Raw genomic sequence first — 18,963 nt, forward strand, 5'->3', positions numbered from 1 at the left:
GGGGGGGGGCGTCCTCTACCCGCGCGCGCACTTCGGCCCGCCGTCGGCGGCCGCCGCGGGCGGGGCGGCGGGCTAATTGGCGGGCGCGCCCGCCCCCCCCCCCCGGGGGGGGGGGGCCCCGGCTGCGTCGCCCCTGGCACTCCCCGCCTGGCCGTACGACGGTGGGGCCGGCTTCGAACCCCCGTCGACCTGCCGCCCGTGCCGTAACAGGGCCGCGTGGAGGTGTCTTTCGCGGGTCAGGCGCTCGCGGTGTAGTCGTAGAAGCCGCGGCCGGACTTGCGGCCGAGCAGGCCCGCGTCGACCATCCGGGAGAGCAGCGGGGGAGCGGCGTACAGCGGCTCCTTGTACTCGTCGTACATCGACTCGGCGATCGACACGATGGTGTCCAGGCCGATCAGGTCGCACAGGCGCAGCGGGCCCATCGGGTGGGCGCAGCCGGCCTCCATGCCCTTGTCGATGTCGGAGGCGGTGGCCACGCCCGACTCGAACATCCGCACCGCGGACAGCAGGTACGGCACCAGCAGCGCGTTGACCACGAAGCCGGCCCGGTCGCGGGCGCGGATCGGCTCCTTGCCGAGCACCTGGGAGGCGAAGGCCTCGACCCGCTCGGTGGTGGTCGCCGAGGTGGTCAGGGTCGGGATGACCTCGACCAGCTTCTGCACCGGCGCCGGGTTGAAGAAGTGCAGGCCGATCACCTGCTCCGGGCGGGAGGTGGCGGCGGCCAGCTTCACGATCGGGATCGAGGAGGTGTTGGAGGCGAGGACCGCGTCGCGGCGCTCGATGACCTGGTCCAGGGTCTGGAAGATCTTGACCTTGATGTCCTCGCGCTCGGCGACGGCCTCGACCACCAGGTCGCGGTCGGCGAAGTCGGCCAGGTCGACGGTGAAGGACAGCCGGGCCATCGCCTCGTCCCGCGCCTCGGGGCTCAGCTTGCCGCGCTTGACCGCCGTGTCCAGGGAGTTGGTCAGCCGGGTGCGGCCGAACTCCAGCGCCTCGCCGCTGGCCTCCGACACCAGGACGTCCAGCCCGGCCCGGGCGAAGACCTCGGCGATGCCCGACCCCATCAGTCCGCAGCCCACTACTCCGACGCGCGCGATGTCACTCACTCAGTTGCCCTTCGGTGGTGCTGGGGGTCGCCCAGCGACTGGTGGCCCAGCGAGCTGCTGGTCAGCGGGTCGGTGTACCGGAATGGGTGCACCGGTCACCGCCCCGACGACGTTACTACTCCGTACCGGCCAGTAGGTCACCCCCTCCCCGGAGGAGTGCCACCGCGGACGGATCCCCCGAACGGGTGAGGCGGCGGCTCCGGCCCGTGTGCCCCGGGGCCGCCGCCGCCCGGCGGCCGACAGAATGCCGCAGGCGGGGGCCGGGGACGGGGCGGGGAAAAGACGGCGGACAGGGGCGGGGACGGAAGGGAGCACACACGGTGTCGACGGGATCGCTCGCAGGACAGGTCGCCCTGATCACCGGCGCCGGCCGGGGCATCGGCCGGGAGATCGCCATCGGCCTGGCCGCCGAGGGGATGGCCGTCGGGTTGGTCGGCCGCACCCACGAGACGCTGACCGACACCCTCAAGGAGTGCGTCGTGCGCGGCTCCCGGGGCGTCGCGGTCACCGCCGACGTCACCCGACCGGGATCGGTGCGCGAGGCCGTCCGGCTGGTCGAGCGCGACCTCGGCCCGATCGACCTGCTGGTCAACAACGCCGGCCTGGTCGACCGCGCCGAGGTGCCGATCTGGGAGAGCGACGCCAACCAGTGGTGGCAGGTGGTGGAGACCAACCTGCGCGGCCCGTACAACCTGCTGCGCTGCGTGCTGCCCGGCATGGTCGAACGGCGGAGCGGCCGGGTGGTCAACCTCAACTCGGGCTTCGCGCTGCGCCCGGACGGCAACTACACCGCGTACGCCACCTCCAAGGGCGCGCTGCTCCAGCTGTCCGACAACATGGCCGACTCGCTCGCCCGGCACGACGTCGTCGTCCTCGACATCAGCCCCGGGGCGGTGGCCACCGACATGACCGCCGGGATGCCGATGTTCCGGGACACGAAGGACTGGGGCTCCATCCCGTACATGGTCGCGGTCGCCGTGGACGCCGCCCGGGGCCGCTTCGACGGGTTGCACGGGCGGTTCATCCACGCGGGGCGGGACGACCTGGCGGAGCTGGTCGAGCGGGCCGACGAGATCCGCGCGTCGGACGCCCGTACCCTGCGGCTGCGCCCGTACAAGGACGACGACCCGATGGTCTGACCGGTACGGCCCCCGGGGCCCTGCTCGCGCAGCCGGCCCTAGGCGCACAGTTGGCTGGCGGTCACCGGCTTGAGCCCGGCCTTGGCGAGGCCGTCCAGGATGGCCGGCAGCGCGTCGACCGTGCACTGGTGGCCCATGTGCAGGGCCACCACCGAGCCGCCGCGCACCGAGTTCAGCACCCGGCGCTGCAGCTCGGCGGCCGAGGGGTCGTTGTAGTCGCGCGGGTCGACGTCGAAGGACAGCACGTGCTCGTAGCCGACGGCCCGCGCCTGCTCGCGCACCATCGGGGTGGAGTACTGCGCGGCGGAGGGGCGGAACCAGCGGCCGATCGAACCGGTGAGCTTCTGCAGCCGGTCGGCGCACTGGGCGATCTCGGCGCGCGCCTGGTCCGGCGTCATCGCGGAGATGTTGAGGTGGTTCTGGGTGTGGTTGCCCAGCTCGTGGCCGCCGTCCAGGATCCGCTGCGCCATCTGCGGCTGCTGGTCGAGCCAGCTGCCGACCACCATCACGGTCAGCTTGGCGCCGCGCTGCTCGGCGATCTCCAGCAGGGCGGTGGCCAGCTTCGGGTCGCCGCTGCCGTGGACGGTGAGCGCCACGTTCTTGCCGGTGCGCGGCCCGTACACGACCTCGACCGGGGTGCCGGGCGCGAGCGGGGGCAGCGGGGGAGGGGTCGGCGGGGCGGACGCCCGGGCGGCGGCTGCGGTCGGATCGGCGACGGGCTCGGGATCCGCGCCGGCGGCCGGTGCGGTCGGCGCGGGGGAGGCCGGGCCCTCGCCGCCGTTCCAGGCCGGGTCGGTGATGTGCTGCGGGTCGACGGTGCCGGGGTGGGCGGCCAGCGCCCCTGGGTCGGCCCGGCGGGGCACGCCGGTGCCGCAGGCGGTGAGGAGGCCTCCGGCGGCGGTGAGGGCGGCCAGCTTGGCGGCGGTGCGCAGTACGGTGCGGCGGTCGGCAGTCATCGGCAGCCAGCATAGAGAGGACGGCCGTGGCGGGCGATCCGGGATGACCCGTCCGTACCGCCCTTGACGTGCACACACCCTGTCTACGGGCGTTGCGTAAACCTGAACTCCCGCTGTTTCCACGGCGTGTCGTTGGATACGATCACCGCGCGCCGCGTGTTGACAGGCGGTCGCACAATTCCGGCATCGCGCATTGGGGGCGGACAGGATGTACGAGGACACCACGGCGACCGGCCGGGCGGCCGACACCGACTGGCACTGGGCCAGAGCGGACGACTGGCAGCCGCCGAGCGAGCTGGACACCGGCATCCCGCACACCGCCCGGATGTACGACTACTACCTGGGCGGCAAGGACAACTTCGAGGCCGACCGCAAGGCCGCCCAGGCCGCGATAGCCGCCTACCCCGCGCTTCCGCTGCTGGCCCGCACCAACCGGCAGTTCCTCGGGCGGGCCGTCGAGTTCGCGGCCGGCCGGGGCATCCGCCAGTTCGTCGACATCGGCACCGGCATCCCGGCCGTGGGCTCCACCAGCGAGGTCGCCCAGCGGGTCGCCCCGGACGCCCGCGTGGTGTACGTCGACAACGACCCGATCGTCGCCACCCACGCCCGCGCCCTGCTGGCCGGACACCCCGCCGGGCACACCTCGGTGATCGAGGCCGACCTGCGCGACCCGGCCGCGATCCTCGCCCACCCCGCACTGGCCGCCGCCGTCGACCTCTCCCGGCCGGTCGCGCTGATGCTGGTCGCCGTCCTGCACTTCATCCGCGACGAGGACGGCGCGCAGCAGATCGTCCGCACCCTGCGCGAGGCGCTCGCCCCGGGCAGCGCGCTGATCCTGTCGCACGGCAGCCCCGACTTCGCCTCCCGGGAGAGCGCCGCCGAGGGCACCCGGATCTACAAGAGCGCCAGCGCCCCGCTCGTCCTGCGCCCCCGGGCCGGCGTCGAACCCTTCTTCGGGGACTTCGAGTTCGTCGGCCCCGGGCTCGTCCAGCTCCCGCTCTGGCGCCCCACCGCCGGACACGTGCCCACCACCGAACTGCCGGAGGGCTGGCAGGACGTCTCCGCCTACGCGGGCGTCGCGTTCAAGCCGTAGCCGCTGCTGCCGTGGTGGTTGCCGTGGCCGTCGGGCCCACGGCGGCCGCCGCCGCGCCCCGCGCGTGACCGGTACCCGGCCCCGGCGCCTCCCTCCTGCGCCGGGACCGGATCACCGCAGCCTACGCAGCCCCACTGACAGCCCCTCACCCGCCCGGGTAGCCTGCGGCGTGACCACCACCCTGCCGCCCCTGCCCGCCGGGGCCGCCGACCTGCTGCGCGACCTCGACGCCCCACCCCGGCTGGTCGCCCACCTCGCGCTGGTGCACGAAGTCGCCGAGGAGATCGCCGACTTCTGCGCCGGTGAGGGTCTGGAGTTCGACCGCGAGGCCGTCCGGTACGGCGCCGCCACCCACGACATCGGCAAGACCGTGCACCCGGAGGAACTCTCGGGGCCCGGATCCGCGCACGAGGCCGCCGGTCACGCCCTGCTGCTCGCCCGCGGCGTCCCCGAGCGGCTCGCCCGCTTCGCCCGCAGCCACGCGAGCTGGGGCGGGCCCGGCGTCACCGTCGAGGAACTGCTGGTCAGCCTGGCCGACAAGGCGTGGAAGAACAAGCGCGTCCAGGACCTGGAGGACCGCGTGGTCGACCGGCTCGCCGCCGCCACCGGCCGGGAGCGCTGGGAGGCCCTCCTCGCCCTGGACGACCTGCTCACCCGGATCGGCGAGGACGCCCCGAGGCGGCTCGCCGTCCAGGCCGCGCACCCCGTGCGCGCCCGGGAAACCCACGCGACAGGGCGCGCCGGGCGGTGTTAGCTTCCGAGGCATGGAAGCCCTGAGTGAGAACGAGATCCGCGCGTCCTTCGTCAACTGCTCCAAGGGCGAGGCCCGTCGGCTCAACCTTCCCCGGGGCCTCGCCGAACTGCCCTGGGAGGACCTGGACTTCCTCGGCTGGCGGGACCAGGGCGCGCCCGACCGCGCCTACCTGGTGGCCCCGCACGGCGGCGAACTCGTCGGGGTGACGCTGCGGGTGCCGACGGTCCGGCGCAGCCTGACCAAGACCAACGTCTGCTCGCTGTGCATCACCGGGCACGCCGGCACCGGCGTCGCGCTGCTCGCCGCCCGCCGGGCCGGCGCCGCCGGCCGCGAGGGCAACACCGTCGGGACCTACATCTGCGCCGACCTCGCCTGCTCGCTCTACGTGCGCGGGCTGAAGAAGTCCACCCTGGTCACCCGGCCCGACGAGTCGCTGCCGCTGGCGGACCAGATCGCCCGGACGCTGGGCAACCTCGACGCCTTCCTCGCCCGGGTGCTCACCGACACGACCGTCACGCCCGGCTAGGCCCTGCCCGGACGCAGGCCCCGCCCGGCCAGGGCTCAGTGGCCGCGCAGCCCGTCCAGTTCGCGGCGCTCCCGCTTGGTCGGGCGCCCGGCCCCGCGGTCCCGCTGCCCGGCCGCCGCGACGAACTCGCGCGGCGGCCGCGGCGGGCTGTTGTCGACCAGGCACTCCGCGGCCGCCGGGGCGCCGACCCGCTTGCGGATCAGCGTCCGCACGACCACCACCCGCTCGTGGTTCTCCTCGCGCACCCGGACCTCGTCGCCGGGCTTCAGCGCCTGGGCCGGCTTGGCCCGTTCGCCGTTCACCCGGACGTGTCCGGCCCGGCAGGCGGCCGCCGCCAGCGCCCGCGTCTTGACCAGCCGGACCGCCCAGATCCAGCTGTCAACCCGCACGCTTCCCTCGTGTTCAGCCATCCTCGGAGCCTACCCAAGCGGTCGGGCCCGGGCGGCCGACGGACGGCCTGCGCGGCGGGACGGGCGGCCGCCCGGCGGCTACGCCGCGGCCGGCGCCTCCTGGATCGCCCAGCCGTTGCCGTCCGGGTCGTTGAAGAACACGAAGTTGTTCCAGGCCTCGCCGTGCCCGTTCACCCGGGCACCCGCCACGAAGTGCTGGACCGGACTGACCTGGACACCCCGCGCCACCAGTTCGGCGTGCGCCTTCTCGATGTCCGCCACCACCAGTTGGAGGCCCTTGACCGAGCCGGGCGGGGAGTCGATCACCCCCTTGCCCACCACGATCGAGCAGGGTGAGCCGGGGGGCGTCAGCTGGACCACCCGGACCCCGTCCCGCAGGCGGGTGTCGTGGTCCACCGTGAACCCGGCCTGCTCCTCGTAGAAGAGCTTCGCGCGGTCCACGTCGGACACGGGGACCACCACGACTTCGAGTTTCCAGTCCATCGCCCTCACCCCTCTCGGTCGGGCCCTTCCAGTATCCGTCCGGCGGCAGTCATCCAAAACTGTTCCCCCACCGGCCGTCCGATAGCCTGAGAACACGATGAATCCGCAGACCACGCCCGCCGCGACCACGTTCTCCACCCCGTGGGGCACCCTCGACCTCACCCGCTTCCCCGAGGACCCGCGCGAGCGGCTCCGGGCCTGGGACGCCGCCGACGAGTACCTGCTGCGCCACCTCGCGGGCGAGACGGACAGCGCGGGCGGCGCCGCCACCGAGCTGGCCGGCCGCCGGATCGCCGTCCTCGGCGACCGCTGGGGCGCGCTGACCACCGCGCTCGCCGGGTTCGGGCCGGTCCAGATCTCCGACTCCCACCTGGGCCGCCAGGCCACCCTCGCCAACCTGGCCCGCGCCGGTGCCGCCGTCGACGGGGACCGGCTGCTCAGTACCCGGGACACCCCGCCGGAGCGGATCGACGTGCTGCTGGTGCGCGTGCCCAAGAGCCTGGCCCTGCTGGAGGACCAGCTGCACCGGCTCGCCCCCGCGCTCCACCCCGGCACCGTGGTGGTCGGCACCGGCATGGTCACCGAGATCCACAGCTCCACCCTCCGGCTCTTCGAGCGGATCCTCGGCCCGACCCGCACCTCGCTGGCGGTCCGCAAGGCCCGGCTGATCCTGAGCACCCCCGATCCGGCGCTCGACCCCGGCCCGAACCCGTGGCCGCACCGCTACGCGCTGCCGTCGGACATCGGCCCCGCCGCCGGCCGTACGGTCGTCAACCACGCCGGGACGTTCTGCGCCGAGCGGCTCGACATCGGCACCCGCTTCTTCCTCGCCCAACTGCCCGTCCCCGCCCCGGGCGCCCGGGTGGTCGACCTCGGCTGCGGCAACGGCGTGGTCGGCACGGCCGCCGCGCTGGCCGGGCCCGGCGCGGAGCTGCTCTTCGTGGACGAGTCGCACCAGGCGGTGGCCTCCGCCGAGGAGACCTTCCGCGCCAACCTGGGGCCGGACGCCCCGGCCGAGTTCCGCACCGCCGACGCGCTGGCGGCGGACGTGGTCGCCCCCGGTTCGGTGGACCTGGTGCTCAACAACCCCCCGTTCCACTCGCACCAGGCCACCACCGACGCGACCTCCTGGCGGATGTTCACCGGCGCCAAGCGGGCCCTGCGGCCCGGTGGCGAACTCTGGGTGGTCGGCAACCGCCACCTCGGCTACCACGTCAAGCTGCGCCGCCTGTTCGGCAACTGCCGACTGGTGGCCGGGAACCCCAAGTTCGTGGTGCTGCGCGCCGTCAAGCGCTGACCGGCCCCAGGCCCCCAGGCCCCCAGGCCCCCAGGCCCCCAGGTCTCCAGGCCCCCGGGCCCCGGGCCCCGGCCGCCGCGGACCTCCGCCCCGAGGCTCGCCCGGGTGCCCGGGGTGCTCTGCCACGAACTCCTTGCATGGATTTTCCCTCCCGCGTATATTCATGCCAAGACTAAGGAGGAACGCCATGGCATTGCGAGTCGCCGTCGCCGGCGCGAGCGGATACGCGGGCGGAGAGGTGCTGCGCCTGCTGCTCGGCCACCCGGAGGTGGAGATCGGGGCGCTGACCGGCGGCTCGAACGCGGGCGCCAGGCTGGGCACGCTGCAGCCGCACCTGATCCCGCTCGCCGACCGCGTCCTCGAACCCACCACCCCCGAGGTGCTGGCCGACCACGACGTGGTGTTCCTGGCGTTGCCGCACGGCCAGTCCGCCGCCGTCGCCGAGGCCCTCGGCCCGAACGTCCTGGTGGTCGACTGCGGTGCCGACTTCCGGCTCAAGGCCGCCGCCGACTGGGAGCAGTTCTACGGCTCCGCGCACGCCGGCACCTGGCCCTACGGCCTGCCCGAACTCCCCGGCCACCGAGCCGCGTTGAAGGGCAGCAACCGGATCGCCGTGCCCGGCTGCTACCCGACGGCCGTCTCGCTCGCGCTGTTCCCCGCGTACGCGGCCGGACTCGCCGAGCCGGAGGCCGTCGTGGTCGCCGCCTCCGGCACCTCCGGCGCCGGCAAGGCCGCCAAGCCGCACCTGCTGGGCAGCGAGGTGATGGGCAACGTCAGCCCGTACGGCGTCGGCGGCGTCCACCGGCACACCCCGGAGATGGCGCAGAACCTCAGCCCGCTCGCGGGCGAACCGGTCACCGTGTCCTTCACCCCCACCCTCGTCCCGATGCCGCGCGGGATCCTCGCCACCTGCTCGGCCAAGGCCAGGCCCGGCGTGACCGCCGAGAGCCTGCGCGCCGCCTACGCCGAGGCGTACGCGGACGAGACCTTCGTCCACCTGCTGCCCGAGGGCCAGTGGCCGCAGACCAGCAGCGTCTACGGCGCCAACACCGCCCTCGTCCAGGTCGCCCTGGACGCCACCGCCGGGCGGATCATCGCGATCAGCGCGATCGACAACCTGGTCAAGGGCACCGCGGGCGGCGCGGTGCAGAGCATGAACATCGCCCTGGGCCTGCCCGAAGAGCTGGGCCTCCCCCTGAACGGAGTCGCACCGTGAGCAACAGCAGCAACGTGGGCGTGACGGCTGCCAAGGGCTTCCGCGCCGCCGGGGTGACCGCCGGCATCAAGGCCTCCGGCACGCCGGACCTCGCCCTGGTGGTCAACGACGGTCCCTCGCTCGCCGCGGCCGGCGTCTTCACCTCGAACCGGGTCAAGGCCGCGCCGGTGCTCTGGTCCGAGCAGGTCCTCAAGGGCGGGCAGGTCTCCGCCGTCGTCCTCAACTCCGGTGGCGCCAACGCCTGCACCGGCCCGCTCGGCTTCCAGGACACCCACGCCACCGCGGAGAAGGCAGCCGAGGAGCTGGGGCTCAACGCGGGCGAGGTCGCCGTCGCCTCCACCGGCCTGATCGGCGTCCGGCTGCCGATGGACATCCTGCTGCCCGGCGTCACCCTCGCCGCCGCGGAGCTCAGCGGGACCGGCGGCGAGGCCGCCGCGATCGCCATCAAGACCACCGACACCGTGCACAAGACCGCCCAGGTCACCAGCCCGGCCGGCTGGACGGTCGGCGGCATGGCCAAGGGCGCGGGCATGCTCGCCCCGAGCCTCGCCACCATGCTGGTCGTGCTCACCACCGACGCCGCCGTCGACAGCACGGACCTGGACGCCGCCCTGCGCGGCGCCACCCGCACCACCTTCGACCGGATCGACTCCGACGGCTGCATGTCGACCAACGACACCGTGCTGCTGCTGGCCTCCGGCGCCTCCGGCACCACCCCGGACCGGGCCGAGTTCGCCGAGGCCGTCCGCACCGTCAGTGCCGAGCTGGCCCGTCAGCTGATCGGCGACGCCGAGGGCGCGAGCAAGGACATCCGGATCGACGTCACCGGCGCCGCGACCGAGGACGAGGCCGTCGAGGTCGCCCGCACGATCAGCCGCAACAACCTGCTCAAGTGCGCCATCCACGGCGAGGACCCCAACTGGGGCCGCGTCCTCGCCGCGATCGGCACCACCTCCGCCGCCTTCGACCCGAACCGCCTCGACGTCGCCATCAACGGCGTCTGGGTCTGCAAGGACGGCGGGGTGGGCGAGGACCGCGACCTGGTCGACATGAAGGGCCGGGAGGTCGTCATCACCGCGGACCTCGACGCGGGCACCGCGAGCGCCTCGCTGTGGACCAACGACCTCACCGCCGACTACGTCCACGAGAACAGCGCCTACTCCACCTGATCCGCGCCGCACCTGATCCGCGACATCCTGACCCGCGGCACCACCGAACCGCGGCGGTACCGGGTCCGCGACATCCTCCCCCAGCCTCCGGCCGGGGGACCCCCATCGACGAGGGAACCCCGTGCAGATCGCACCCAAGGGCGAACAGGCCCGCAACAACACCGCGTTGCCCAAGGCCATGACGCTGATCGAGGCACTGCCGTGGCTGGAGCGCTTCCACGGCAAGACCGTCGTGATCAAGTTCGGCGGCAACGCCATGGTGGACGACGAGCTCAAGTCGGCGTTCGCCCAGGACGTCGTCTTCCTCCGCTACGCCGGACTGCACCCCGTGGTGGTGCACGGCGGCGGTCCGCAGATCAGCGCCCAGCTGGACAGGCTCGGCCTGCAGTCCAGCTTCACCAACGGCCTGCGGGTCACCACCCCCGAGACCATGGACGTGGTCCGGATGGTGCTGGCCGGCCAGGTGCAGCGCGAGCTGGTCGGCCTGCTCAACGAGCACGGACCGTTCGCCGTCGGCATGACCGGCGAGGACGCGCACACCATGACGGCGGTCAAGCGCTACGCGGTGGTGGACGGCGAGCAGGTGGACATCGGCCTGGTCGGGGACATCGTCAACATCGAGGCCGGCGCGGTGAAGGCGCTGATCGGCGACGGCCGGATCCCGGTGATCTCCTCGATCGCGCGCGGTGCCGACGGTCACGTCTACAACATCAACGCCGACACCGCCGCCGCCGCCCTCGCGGTCGCCCTCGGCGCCGAGATGCTCGTCGTCCTCACGGACGTCGAGGGCCTCTACAAGGACTGGCCGAACTCCGACGACGTGATCAGCCAGCTCAACGCGAGCGAACTGGAGGAGCTGCTGCCCGGCCTGGCCAGCGGCATGCTCCCCAAGATGGAGGGCTGCCTGCGCGCCGTCCGCTCCGGCGTGGGCACCGCCCGCGTCCTGGACGGCCGGGTACCGCACAGCCTGCTGCTGGAGATCTTCACCGACGAGGGCATCGGCACGATGGTCGTGCCGGACGACGAGCCGACCGTGACCGGGGGACTGGCATGACGCACAACGAGCAGCTCACCGACCGGTGGCAGCACAGCTTCACCGACAACTACGGCACCCCCCGGATCCCGCTGGTGCGGGGCGAGGGCAGCAAGTTGTGGGACGCCGACGGCAAGGAGTACACCGACCTGCTCGGCGGCATCGCCGTCAACGCCCTCGGCACCGCCCACCCGGCGGTGGTCGAGGCGGTCGGCCGGCAGATCGCCACCCTCGGCCACGTCTCCAACCTCTTCATGGCCGAGCCCACCATCGCCCTCGCCGAGCGGCTGCTGCGCCTGGACGGCCGGGCGGGCGGCCGGGTGTTCTTCTGCAACTCCGGCGCGGAGGCCAACGAGGCCGCCTTCAAGATCAGCCGACGGACCGGGCGCACCCACCTGGTCGCCCTCCAGGGCGCCTTCCACGGCCGGACGATGGGAGCCCTCGCGCTCACCGGCCAGCCCGCCAAGCAGGACCCGTTCCGCCCGCTGCCCGGCGACGTCACCCACGTCCCCTTCGGCGACGTCGAGGCGCTGCGCGCGGCCGTCACCACCGAGACCGCAGCCGTCTTCCTGGAGCCGGTGCAGGGCGAGAACGGCGCGATCCCGCTGCCCGACGGCTACCTCCGGGCGGCCCGCGAGATCACCCGGGCCACCGGCACCCTGCTGGTCCTGGACGAGATCCAGACCGGCGTCGGCCGCACCGGCCACTGGTACGCCCACCAGGCCTTCGAGGGCGTCGAGCCGGACGTCGTCACCCTGGCCAAGGCGCTCGGCGGCGGCCTGCCGATGGGCGCCGTCCTCGCCTTCGGGGAGGCCGCCGAGCTGCTCACCCCGGGCCAGCACGGCACCACCTTCGGCGGCAACCCGGTGGCCGCCGCGGCCGGGCTCGCGGTGCTGGACACCATCGAGTCCGAGGGCCTGCTGGAGCACGTCCGCAAGCTCGGCGAGCGGCTGCGGCACGGCGTCGAGGCGATCGGCGACCCGCTGGTCTCGCACGTGCGCGGCGCCGGCCTGCTGCTCGGCATCGTGCTCACCGCGCCGGTCTCGGCCCGGGTCCAGGCCGTCGCGCAGGAGGCCGGGTTCCTGGTCAACGCGGCCGTCCCGGACGCCGTCCGGCTGGCCCCGCCGCTGGTGCTGACCGAGGAGGAGGCGGACGCGTTCCTCGCGGCGCTGCCGGGCATCCTCCGGACGGTGCGCGAGAGCGCCCCGGCCGATGCGAGTTGACCGTCGTCCGGGAGAATAATCACATGACCGTTTCCCGCTCAGGCCCGTCCGCCGCCGGCCCGACGCCGCAGGTCCCACAGACCCGCACCGCGCGCCACCGGCGGATTGTGGACCTGCTCACCCGCCAGCCCGTGCGTTCGCAGAGCCAGCTCGCCAAGCTGCTCGCCGACGACGGACTCGTGGTCACCCAGGCGACCCTCTCCCGGGACCTGGACGAGCTGGGCGCGGTCAAGATCCGCAACCGGGACGGCGCGCTGATCTACGCCGTCCCGGCCGAGGGCGGCGACCGCACGCCGCGCGCGCCGATGGGGGAGTCGGCCAGCGAGGGCCGGATGGCCCGGCTGGCCGGCGAGCTCATGGTCTCCGCGACGGCCTCCGGCAACCTGGTCGTGCTGCGCACCCCGCCGGGCGCGGCCCAGTTCCTGGCCTCGGCGATCGACCAGGCCGAGGTGTTCGAGATCATCGGCACCATCGCCGGCGACGACACCGTCCTGCTGATCAGCCGTGACCCGGCCGGCGGCCAGGCGCTCGCCGACCACCTGATGCAACTCGCCCAGGCGAAGGCGCAGTAGCCCCTCGGACACCCGCAACCCCGGCCGACGGATCCCGTCCGGCCGGGGTTTTGTGTTTCATACGCCGTCATGCATACTTATGCCACCAGCCGCACATGTGTGAAGGAGCCCCGCGATGACCGCCCAGCAGTCCTCCGACGTCCGCCTCTGGGGCGCGCGCTTCGCCGACGGCCCGTCCGAGGCGCTGGCCAAGCTGTCCGCCTCGGTCCACTTCGACTGGCGGCTCGCCCCGTACGACATCGCCGGCTCCAAGGCCCACGCCCGGGTCCTGCACAAGGCCGGACTGCTCTCCGACGACGAACTGGCCGCCATGCTGGACGGCCTCGACCGGCTGCTCGCCGACGTCGAGGCGGGCACCTTCACCGGCACCGTCGCCGACGAGGACGTCCACACCGCCCTGGAGCGCGGCCTGCTGGAGCGCCTCGGCGCCGAGCTCGGCGGCAAGCTGCGCGCCGGGCGCTCCCGCAACGACCAGATCGCCACCCTGTTCCGGATGTACCTGCGGGACCACGCGAAGACCATCGGCGGCCTGCTGCTCGACCTCCAGCACGCCCTGGTCGGCCTCGCCGAGGCGCACCCGGACACCGCCATGCCGGGCCGCACCCACCTCCAGCACGCCCAGCCCGTGCTCTTCGCCCACCACGTCCTCGCGCACGTGCAGGCCATCGGCCGGGACGCCGAGCGGCTGCGCCAGTGGGACGCCCGCACCGCCGTCTCGCCCTACGGCTCCGGGGCGCTGGCCGGCTCCTCGCTCGGCCTCGACCCGCAGGCCGTCGCCGCCGAGCTCGGCTTCGAGGGCGGCTCGGTCGGCAACTCCATCGACGGCACGGCCTCGCGCGACTTCGTCGCCGAGTTCGCCTTCGTCACCGCGATGGTCGGGATCAACCTCTCCCGGATCGCGGAGGAGGTGATCATCTGGAACACCAAGGAGTTCGGCTTCATCACGCTGCACGACGCCTTCTCCACCGGCTCCTCGATCATGCCGCAGAAGAAAAACCCGGACATCGCCGAACTCGCCCGCGGCAAGTCCGGTCGCCTGATCGGCAACCTGACCGGCCTGCTGGCCACCCTCAAGGCGCTCCCGCTGGCCTACAACCGGGACCTGCAGGAGGACAAGGAGCCGGTCTTCGACTCCTGCGACACGCTGGAGGTGCTGCTGCCGGCGTTCACCGGGATGATGGCCACCCTCACCGTGCACCGGGAGCGGCTGGAGGAGCTCGCCCCGGCCGGCTTCTCGCTCGCCACCGACATCGCCGAGTGGCTGGTCAAGCAGGGCGTGCCGTTCCGGGTCGCGCACGAGGTGGCCGGCGCCTGCGTCAAGGTCTGCGAGGCCGAGGGCATCGAGCTGTCCGACCTGACGGACGAGCAGTTCGCCGGGATCTCCGGCCACCTGACGCCGGAGGTGCGCTCGGTGCTCAGCGTGCACGGCGCCATCGCCTCCCGCAACGGGCGCGGCGGCACCGCCCCCTCGGCGGTCGCGGTCCAGCTCGCCGAGGTGAAGGCGGACCTGGCGCGGCAGCAGGAGTGGGTGCAGGGCTGACCGGGGGTCGGCGTGAGCAGGGGCGCGGCGGTCCGACCGGCGCGCCCCTGCGGCGTCCGCGCCCCGGTCCGGGCGTAACCGGCCCCGCCCCGGGGCGTCATGCACGGTGTGTGCACCACCCCTCCCCCCGTCCCCTCCGCCGAGGACGTCTACCTCGCCGAACGCCGCCGCCGCGTGGTCCGCGAGACCGTCGCCGCCCTGCCCGGCCGCTGCCCGCAACTGATCGCCGCCCTCGCGGAGGACCCGCCGCCCAGCTACCGCGAGCTCTCCGAGCGCCTCGGCATGCCCCGCGGCTCCATCGGCCCCACCCGCTCCCGCTGCCTCGCCTGCCTGCGCACGCTGCTCCACGCGGAGCGGTACCCGTGAGGCGCGGGAGGGGTCCCGGGCGCGTCCGCCCGCACTCCCCGGTGCGCGTTCCACGCCGCGCGCCCCGTCCCACCACCCCCTCCTCGCCCGGGCGTGACCCTCGCCACGTCTGGCCCCCCGAAGGTTGAGGGAAGCTGACACCCGGGTAGAGCGCTGGCGAACGCAGCTCTTGACGGTGACGCGATCACTCGGATACTGAGCGTGAGCGCGCCACCCTCTGCGCGCCGGGCACGACGACTGGGGAGGCCCCTCCACATGGGCATGAGCGTGATCATCTCGGCCGCGGCGGCCGAGGACGCGGAGCAGATCCTCAAGCTCCAGTACCTCGGCTACCAGCCCGAGGCCGAGCTGTACGGCGACTGGGCGATCGAGCCCCTGACGCAGACCCTGGAGAGTCTGCGCGCCGAACTGACCGAGCAGCACTTCCTGGTCGCCCGGCTGGGCGGCGAGGTGGTCGGCACCGTCCGCGGCCGCGTGGAGCCCGACGGCGTCGCCCGGATAGGGCGTCTGGTCGTCCACCCGCGGATGCAGCGCCACGGCCTCGGCGGTCGCCTGCTGGACGCGCTGGAGCGCCGCCTCGCCGAGGACGGCGCGGTGTCCGCCTACCGCCTCTTCACCGGCCACCGCAGCCTCGGAAACCTGCGCCTGTACGCCCGCCAGGGCTACCGGCAGACCCGGGTCGAACAGGTCAACAGCCGGCTGAGCTTCGTCCACCTGGAGAAGCCCGTCAGCACGCCGCTCGCCGCGACGGCCTGACCGGCCGCCCCGCGCCCCGCCCCTCGGCGCCGCCACCATCCGGACGATCCGGTGGCGGCGCCGAGTCATGTCTGCGCTGGTCAGAGCGGTATGCGTCCGCATTGCGGACAGCCTGGTCAAATAATTGGGCGTACCTCGAACCATCTGTTTTACTGGCTCACATGACTGCGACGACGAACTGCACCCCCACCGGCACGCTGCCGGCAGGTGAGCGTGCCATGTGCCGTCGAATGTGTCACTGCTGAGGGCCACCGCCCCCGGCACCCCTCCGAGGGTGCCTCCCCTCGCGCCCCGAAGCGAGACTCCGGCGCCGCTCCCGCCCGTGTGAGCGCGCCCTTCCTCCCGTACCCCTCCCCCTGCCGTGCCCGCCCGCCCGCGGGCGCCGGTGAGTCGTAAGGCCACGCCCTCGCGCGGCCCGGCCGTCCGACGGCCGCGATCAAGGGGTGGCAGGTCCGGATCCCCCTGGCGAAGCGCCGCAAGGACACCGCCGACCGAAACCCGGTCGGGCGGTCGACCCGCGCCGCCCGCCCCCGACCCACGGAAGCTGCTGTGATCACCACCACGGACCTCACGAAGGTCTACCGCTCCCGAGGCCGCGAGGTGACCGCCCTCGCCGGTGTCGACCTGCACGTCCGCCCGGGCGAGGTCTACGGCGTCGTCGGCACCAGCGGCGCCGGCAAGTCCACCCTCATCCGCTGCGTGAACATGCTGGAGCGCCCGACCTCCGGCACCGTCACCGTGGACGGGGCCGAACTCACCGCCCTGTCCGGCGGCGAGAACCGCGCGGGACGGGAACTGCGCGAGGCGCGGCGCCGGATCGGCATGGTCTTCCAGCACTTCAACCTGCTCTCCTCGCGGACGGTGCAGCAGAACGTCGAACTCCCGCTGGAGATCATCGGACTGGACCGCACCCAGCGCCGCCGCAAGGCCGCCGAACTGCTCGACCTGGTCGGCCTCGGCGACAAGGCCCGCAGCTACCCCAACCAGCTCTCCGGCGGCCAGAAGCAGCGCGTCGGCATCGCCCGCGCCCTGGCCGGCGACCCCAAGGTGCTGCTCTCCGACGAGGCCACCTCGGCGCTCGACCCGGAGACCACCCGCTCGATCCTCAAGCTGCTGCGCGACCTCAACCAGCAGCTCGGCCTCACCGTCCTGCTGATCACCCACGAGATGGACGTCATCAAGTCCGTCTGCGACTCCGCCGCCCTGATGCGCGGCGGCCGGGTGGTCGAGTCCGGCGAACTCACCGACCTGCTGGCCAAGCCCGGCTCCGAGCTGGCCCGCGAGCTGTTCCCGCTCAGCGAGTTCGGCACCGGCCACGCCGGCTCCACCGTGCTGGAGATCACCTTCCAGGGCGACACCTCGGCCCAGCCGTTCGTCTCCCAGCTGGCCCGCACCTACCAGATCGACATCAACATCCTCGGCGCCGCCGTGGAGACCATCGCCGGCCGGATGGTCGGGCGGATGCGGGTCGAGCTGCCCGGCGGCCACCAGGACAACGTGGTGCCGATCGGCTACCTGCGCGAGCAGGGCCTGCAGGTGGACGTACTGGGCGCGGTGGACGGAGCGGTGGCATGACCTGGGACGAGATGTGGGCCCTGATGGGGCCCGCCACGCAGGAGACCTTCCAGATGGTCGGGGTGTCCGCCGTCTTCACGGTGCTGCTCGGCCTGCCGCTGGGCATCCTGCTGGTGCTCACCGACAAGGGCGGCCTGCTGGCCAACCGGGCCGTCAACAAGGGCATCGGCTTCGTGGTGAACCTGGCCCGCTCGGTGCCGTTCATCATCCTGATGATCGCGCTGATCTCCTTCACCCGCTGGCTCGTCGGCACGTCGATCGGCTGGCAGGCGGCGACCGTGCCGCTGACCATCGGCGCCATCCCGTTCTTCGCCCGCCTGGTCGAGACCTCCGTCCGCGAGGTCGACGGCGGCCTGGTCGAGGCCGTCCAGTCGATGGGCGCCGGCACCTGGACGATCGTCCGCAAGACCCTGCTGCCCGAGGCGCTGCCCGGCATCGTGGCCTCGATCACCACCACGGTCATCACCCTGGTCGGCTACTCCGCGATGGCCGGCACGGTCGGCGGCGGCGGCCTCGGCACCCTTGCCGTCAACTACGGCTACCAGCGCTTCGAGACCGCCTTCATGTGGGTCATCGTGGCCGAGCTGGTGATCATCGTCACGGCCGTCCAGCTGATCGGCGACTTCGCCGTCCGCCGCCTCTCCCACCGCGGCCGCACCGGCGGCCGGACCCGGCTGTTCGGCCGCGGCCCGGCCGGCCCGGCCGGTCCGGCCGCCGGCGACAAGGACCTCGTCGCCTCCTAGACCTCCCGCCTCCGACTCCGGACGCGGCTCCCCGTATCACGCAGAAAGGCACTTTTCGTGCGCAACGCCCTGAAGTTCACCAGCGCCCTGGCCACCGCCGGCCTCGCCCTCTCCCTCGCCGCCTGCGGCAGCTCGGGGTCCTCCTCCTCGGACCCGAACGCGCCGCTCAAGGTCGTCGCGAGCCCGACCCCGCACGGGCAGATCCTCAAGTTCGTCAAGGACAACCTCGCGGAGAAGGCGGGCCTCAAGCTCGACATCAAGGAGGTCACCGACTACGTGACCCCCAACACGGCGGTGCAGGACGGTTCGGCCGACGCCAACTTCTTCCAGCACGTCCCGTACCTGGAGGACTTCAACAAGAAGCACGGCACGACCATCGTGTCCGTCGAGCCCGTGCACCTGGAGCCGCTGGGCCTCTACTCCAAGAAGGTCAAGGCGATAGCCGACCTGCCGGACGGCGCCACCGTCGGCCTGCCGAACGACGCCACCAACGAGGGCCGCGCCCTCAAGCTGCTCGCCGACAACAAGCTGATCACCCTCAAGGACGGCGTGACCACCACGGCCACCCCGGCCGACGTGACCGGCAACCCGAAGAACCTCAAGTGGAAGGAGCTGGAGGCCGCCCAGCTGCCCCGCTCCGTCACCGACCTCGACGCCGCCGTCATCAACGGCAACTACGCGATCGACTCCGGCCTGAAGCCGGCCACCGACGCGCTGGTGCTGGAGAAGGCCGACGGCAACCCGTACGCCAACATCCTCGCCGTGAAGAAGGGCAAGGAGGACGACCCGCGGGTCAAGAAGCTCGCCGAGCTGCTGCACTCCGACGAGGTCAAGAAGTACGTCAACGACACCTTCCAGGGTTCGGTCATCCCGGCCTTCTGATCCGTCGCACCGCGGTACGCCGCGACGCCCGACCGGGCCCCCCCCCCCCCCCGCCCGGGGGGCCGCCCGGGCGGGGGGGGGCGCTAGTAAAAAAAAACAACCCCCCCGACACCAACAAGAACGA

20 protein-coding genes are annotated in these 18,963 nt (G+C 73.2%); 16 read left to right on the plus strand and 4 right to left on the minus strand.

The window, feature by feature from the left end:
* Window positions 1-236 precede the first annotated feature (236 nt).
* The gene (locus ACFV0O_RS35310) at window positions 237-1,106 is read right to left on the minus strand and encodes a 3-hydroxybutyryl-CoA dehydrogenase (RefSeq protein WP_360264597.1); all 870 of its coding nucleotides are present in this window, start codon (window positions 1,104-1,106) and stop codon (window positions 237-239) included.
* Window positions 1,107-1,426: 320 nt separating this feature from the next.
* On the opposite strand from ACFV0O_RS35310, the gene ACFV0O_RS35315 reads away from it, so the two are divergent.
* Window positions 1,427-2,245, plus strand: coding sequence for an SDR family NAD(P)-dependent oxidoreductase (locus ACFV0O_RS35315; protein WP_380348022.1), 819 nt, complete (start codon window positions 1,427-1,429; stop codon window positions 2,243-2,245).
* Between the two features lie 38 nt (window positions 2,246-2,283).
* Here the strand turns inward: ACFV0O_RS35315 and ACFV0O_RS35320 are convergent, their stop codons facing one another.
* Window positions 2,284-3,201 carry a polysaccharide deacetylase family protein gene (locus ACFV0O_RS35320; RefSeq protein ID WP_380348024.1) on the minus strand — a complete coding sequence of 306 codons (918 nt, stop codon included), beginning with the start codon at window positions 3,199-3,201 and terminating at the stop codon, window positions 2,284-2,286.
* Window positions 3,202-3,409: 208 nt separating this feature from the next.
* Here ACFV0O_RS35320 and ACFV0O_RS35325 point away from each other — a divergent pair, with 208 nt between their 5' ends.
* The 3 genes from ACFV0O_RS35325 (at window position 3,410) to ACFV0O_RS35335 (ending at window position 5,574) form a co-directional block, all read left to right on the plus strand.
* Window positions 3,410-4,294, plus strand: coding sequence for an SAM-dependent methyltransferase (locus ACFV0O_RS35325; protein ID WP_380348026.1), 885 nt, complete (start codon window positions 3,410-3,412; stop codon window positions 4,292-4,294).
* Window positions 4,295-4,463: 169 nt separating this feature from the next.
* Window positions 4,464-5,048 carry an HDIG domain-containing metalloprotein gene (locus tag ACFV0O_RS35330; protein WP_380348028.1) on the plus strand — a complete coding sequence of 195 codons (585 nt, stop codon included), beginning with the start codon at window positions 4,464-4,466 and terminating at the stop codon, window positions 5,046-5,048.
* A gap of 10 nt (window positions 5,049-5,058) precedes the next feature.
* Window positions 5,059-5,574 carry an FBP domain-containing protein gene (locus ACFV0O_RS35335; protein WP_380348030.1) on the plus strand — a complete coding sequence of 172 codons (516 nt, stop codon included), beginning with the start codon at window positions 5,059-5,061 and terminating at the stop codon, window positions 5,572-5,574.
* A gap of 35 nt (window positions 5,575-5,609) precedes the next feature.
* On the opposite strand, the gene ACFV0O_RS35340 is transcribed toward ACFV0O_RS35335, so the two are convergent.
* Both ACFV0O_RS35340 and ACFV0O_RS35345 read right to left on the minus strand, forming a co-directional pair.
* On the minus strand, window positions 5,610-5,984 hold the full coding sequence (locus ACFV0O_RS35340; protein ID WP_360264614.1) for a S4 domain-containing protein: 375 nt from the start codon (window positions 5,982-5,984) through the stop codon (window positions 5,610-5,612).
* A 78-nt stretch (window positions 5,985-6,062) separates the two neighbouring features.
* A complete protein-coding gene (locus ACFV0O_RS35345; RefSeq protein WP_360264617.1) occupies window positions 6,063-6,467 on the minus strand; it encodes a VOC family protein in 405 nt (134 codons plus the stop codon).
* A 97-nt stretch (window positions 6,468-6,564) separates the two neighbouring features.
* Between ACFV0O_RS35345 and ACFV0O_RS35350 the strand changes: the two genes are divergently transcribed.
* From ACFV0O_RS35350 to ACFV0O_RS35405, 12 genes are all read left to right on the plus strand, one after another.
* Entirely contained in the window at window positions 6,565-7,764 is a 1,200-nt protein-coding gene (locus ACFV0O_RS35350) for a methyltransferase (RefSeq protein ID WP_380348032.1), read from the plus strand.
* Between the two features lie 187 nt (window positions 7,765-7,951).
* Complete coding sequence (argC, locus tag ACFV0O_RS35355) at window positions 7,952-8,980, plus strand: N-acetyl-gamma-glutamyl-phosphate reductase (RefSeq protein ID WP_380348034.1); 1,029 nt, start codon at window positions 7,952-7,954, stop codon at window positions 8,978-8,980.
* Between the two features lie 14 nt (window positions 8,981-8,994).
* Window positions 8,995-10,149, plus strand: coding sequence for a bifunctional glutamate N-acetyltransferase/amino-acid acetyltransferase ArgJ (argJ, locus tag ACFV0O_RS35360; protein WP_380348061.1), 1,155 nt, complete (start codon window positions 8,995-8,997; stop codon window positions 10,147-10,149).
* A gap of 178 nt (window positions 10,150-10,327) precedes the next feature.
* Window positions 10,328-11,203: an acetylglutamate kinase gene (argB, locus tag ACFV0O_RS35365; protein WP_360264700.1), complete on the plus strand. Its 876-nt coding sequence runs from the start codon at window positions 10,328-10,330 to the stop codon at window positions 11,201-11,203.
* On the plus strand, window positions 11,200-12,405 hold the full coding sequence (locus ACFV0O_RS35370; protein WP_380348035.1) for an acetylornithine transaminase: 1,206 nt from the start codon (window positions 11,200-11,202) through the stop codon (window positions 12,403-12,405). Before argB ends, ACFV0O_RS35370 begins: the two co-directional genes overlap by 4 nt.
* Before the next feature lie 23 nt (window positions 12,406-12,428).
* Window positions 12,429-12,977, plus strand: coding sequence for an arginine repressor (locus ACFV0O_RS35375; RefSeq protein ID WP_380348037.1), 549 nt, complete (start codon window positions 12,429-12,431; stop codon window positions 12,975-12,977).
* A 115-nt stretch (window positions 12,978-13,092) separates the two neighbouring features.
* Entirely contained in the window at window positions 13,093-14,517 is a 1,425-nt protein-coding gene (gene argH / locus ACFV0O_RS35380) for an argininosuccinate lyase (RefSeq protein ID WP_380348039.1), read from the plus strand.
* 108 nt (window positions 14,518-14,625) lie between these two features.
* Entirely contained in the window at window positions 14,626-14,883 is a 258-nt protein-coding gene (locus tag ACFV0O_RS35385) for a hypothetical protein (RefSeq protein ID WP_380348041.1), read from the plus strand.
* Between the two features lie 255 nt (window positions 14,884-15,138).
* On the plus strand, window positions 15,139-15,639 hold the full coding sequence (locus ACFV0O_RS35390) for a GNAT family N-acetyltransferase (RefSeq protein WP_360264633.1): 501 nt from the start codon (window positions 15,139-15,141) through the stop codon (window positions 15,637-15,639).
* 549 nt (window positions 15,640-16,188) lie between these two features.
* A complete protein-coding gene (locus ACFV0O_RS35395) occupies window positions 16,189-17,214 on the plus strand; it encodes an ATP-binding cassette domain-containing protein (protein ID WP_360264636.1) in 1,026 nt (341 codons plus the stop codon).
* Window positions 17,211-17,957, plus strand: coding sequence for a methionine ABC transporter permease (locus ACFV0O_RS35400; RefSeq protein ID WP_380348043.1), 747 nt, complete (start codon window positions 17,211-17,213; stop codon window positions 17,955-17,957). The genes ACFV0O_RS35395 and ACFV0O_RS35400 overlap by 4 nt, the downstream gene beginning before the upstream one ends.
* A 57-nt stretch (window positions 17,958-18,014) precedes the next feature.
* A complete protein-coding gene (locus ACFV0O_RS35405) occupies window positions 18,015-18,839 on the plus strand; it encodes a MetQ/NlpA family ABC transporter substrate-binding protein (protein ID WP_380348045.1) in 825 nt (274 codons plus the stop codon).
* Window positions 18,840-18,963: the final 124 nt, after the last annotated feature.

Origin of the sequence: Kitasatospora sp. NPDC059577 (genome assembly GCF_042735475.1) — a bacterium.
Taxonomy (GTDB): domain Bacteria; phylum Actinomycetota; class Actinomycetes; order Streptomycetales; family Streptomycetaceae; genus Kitasatospora.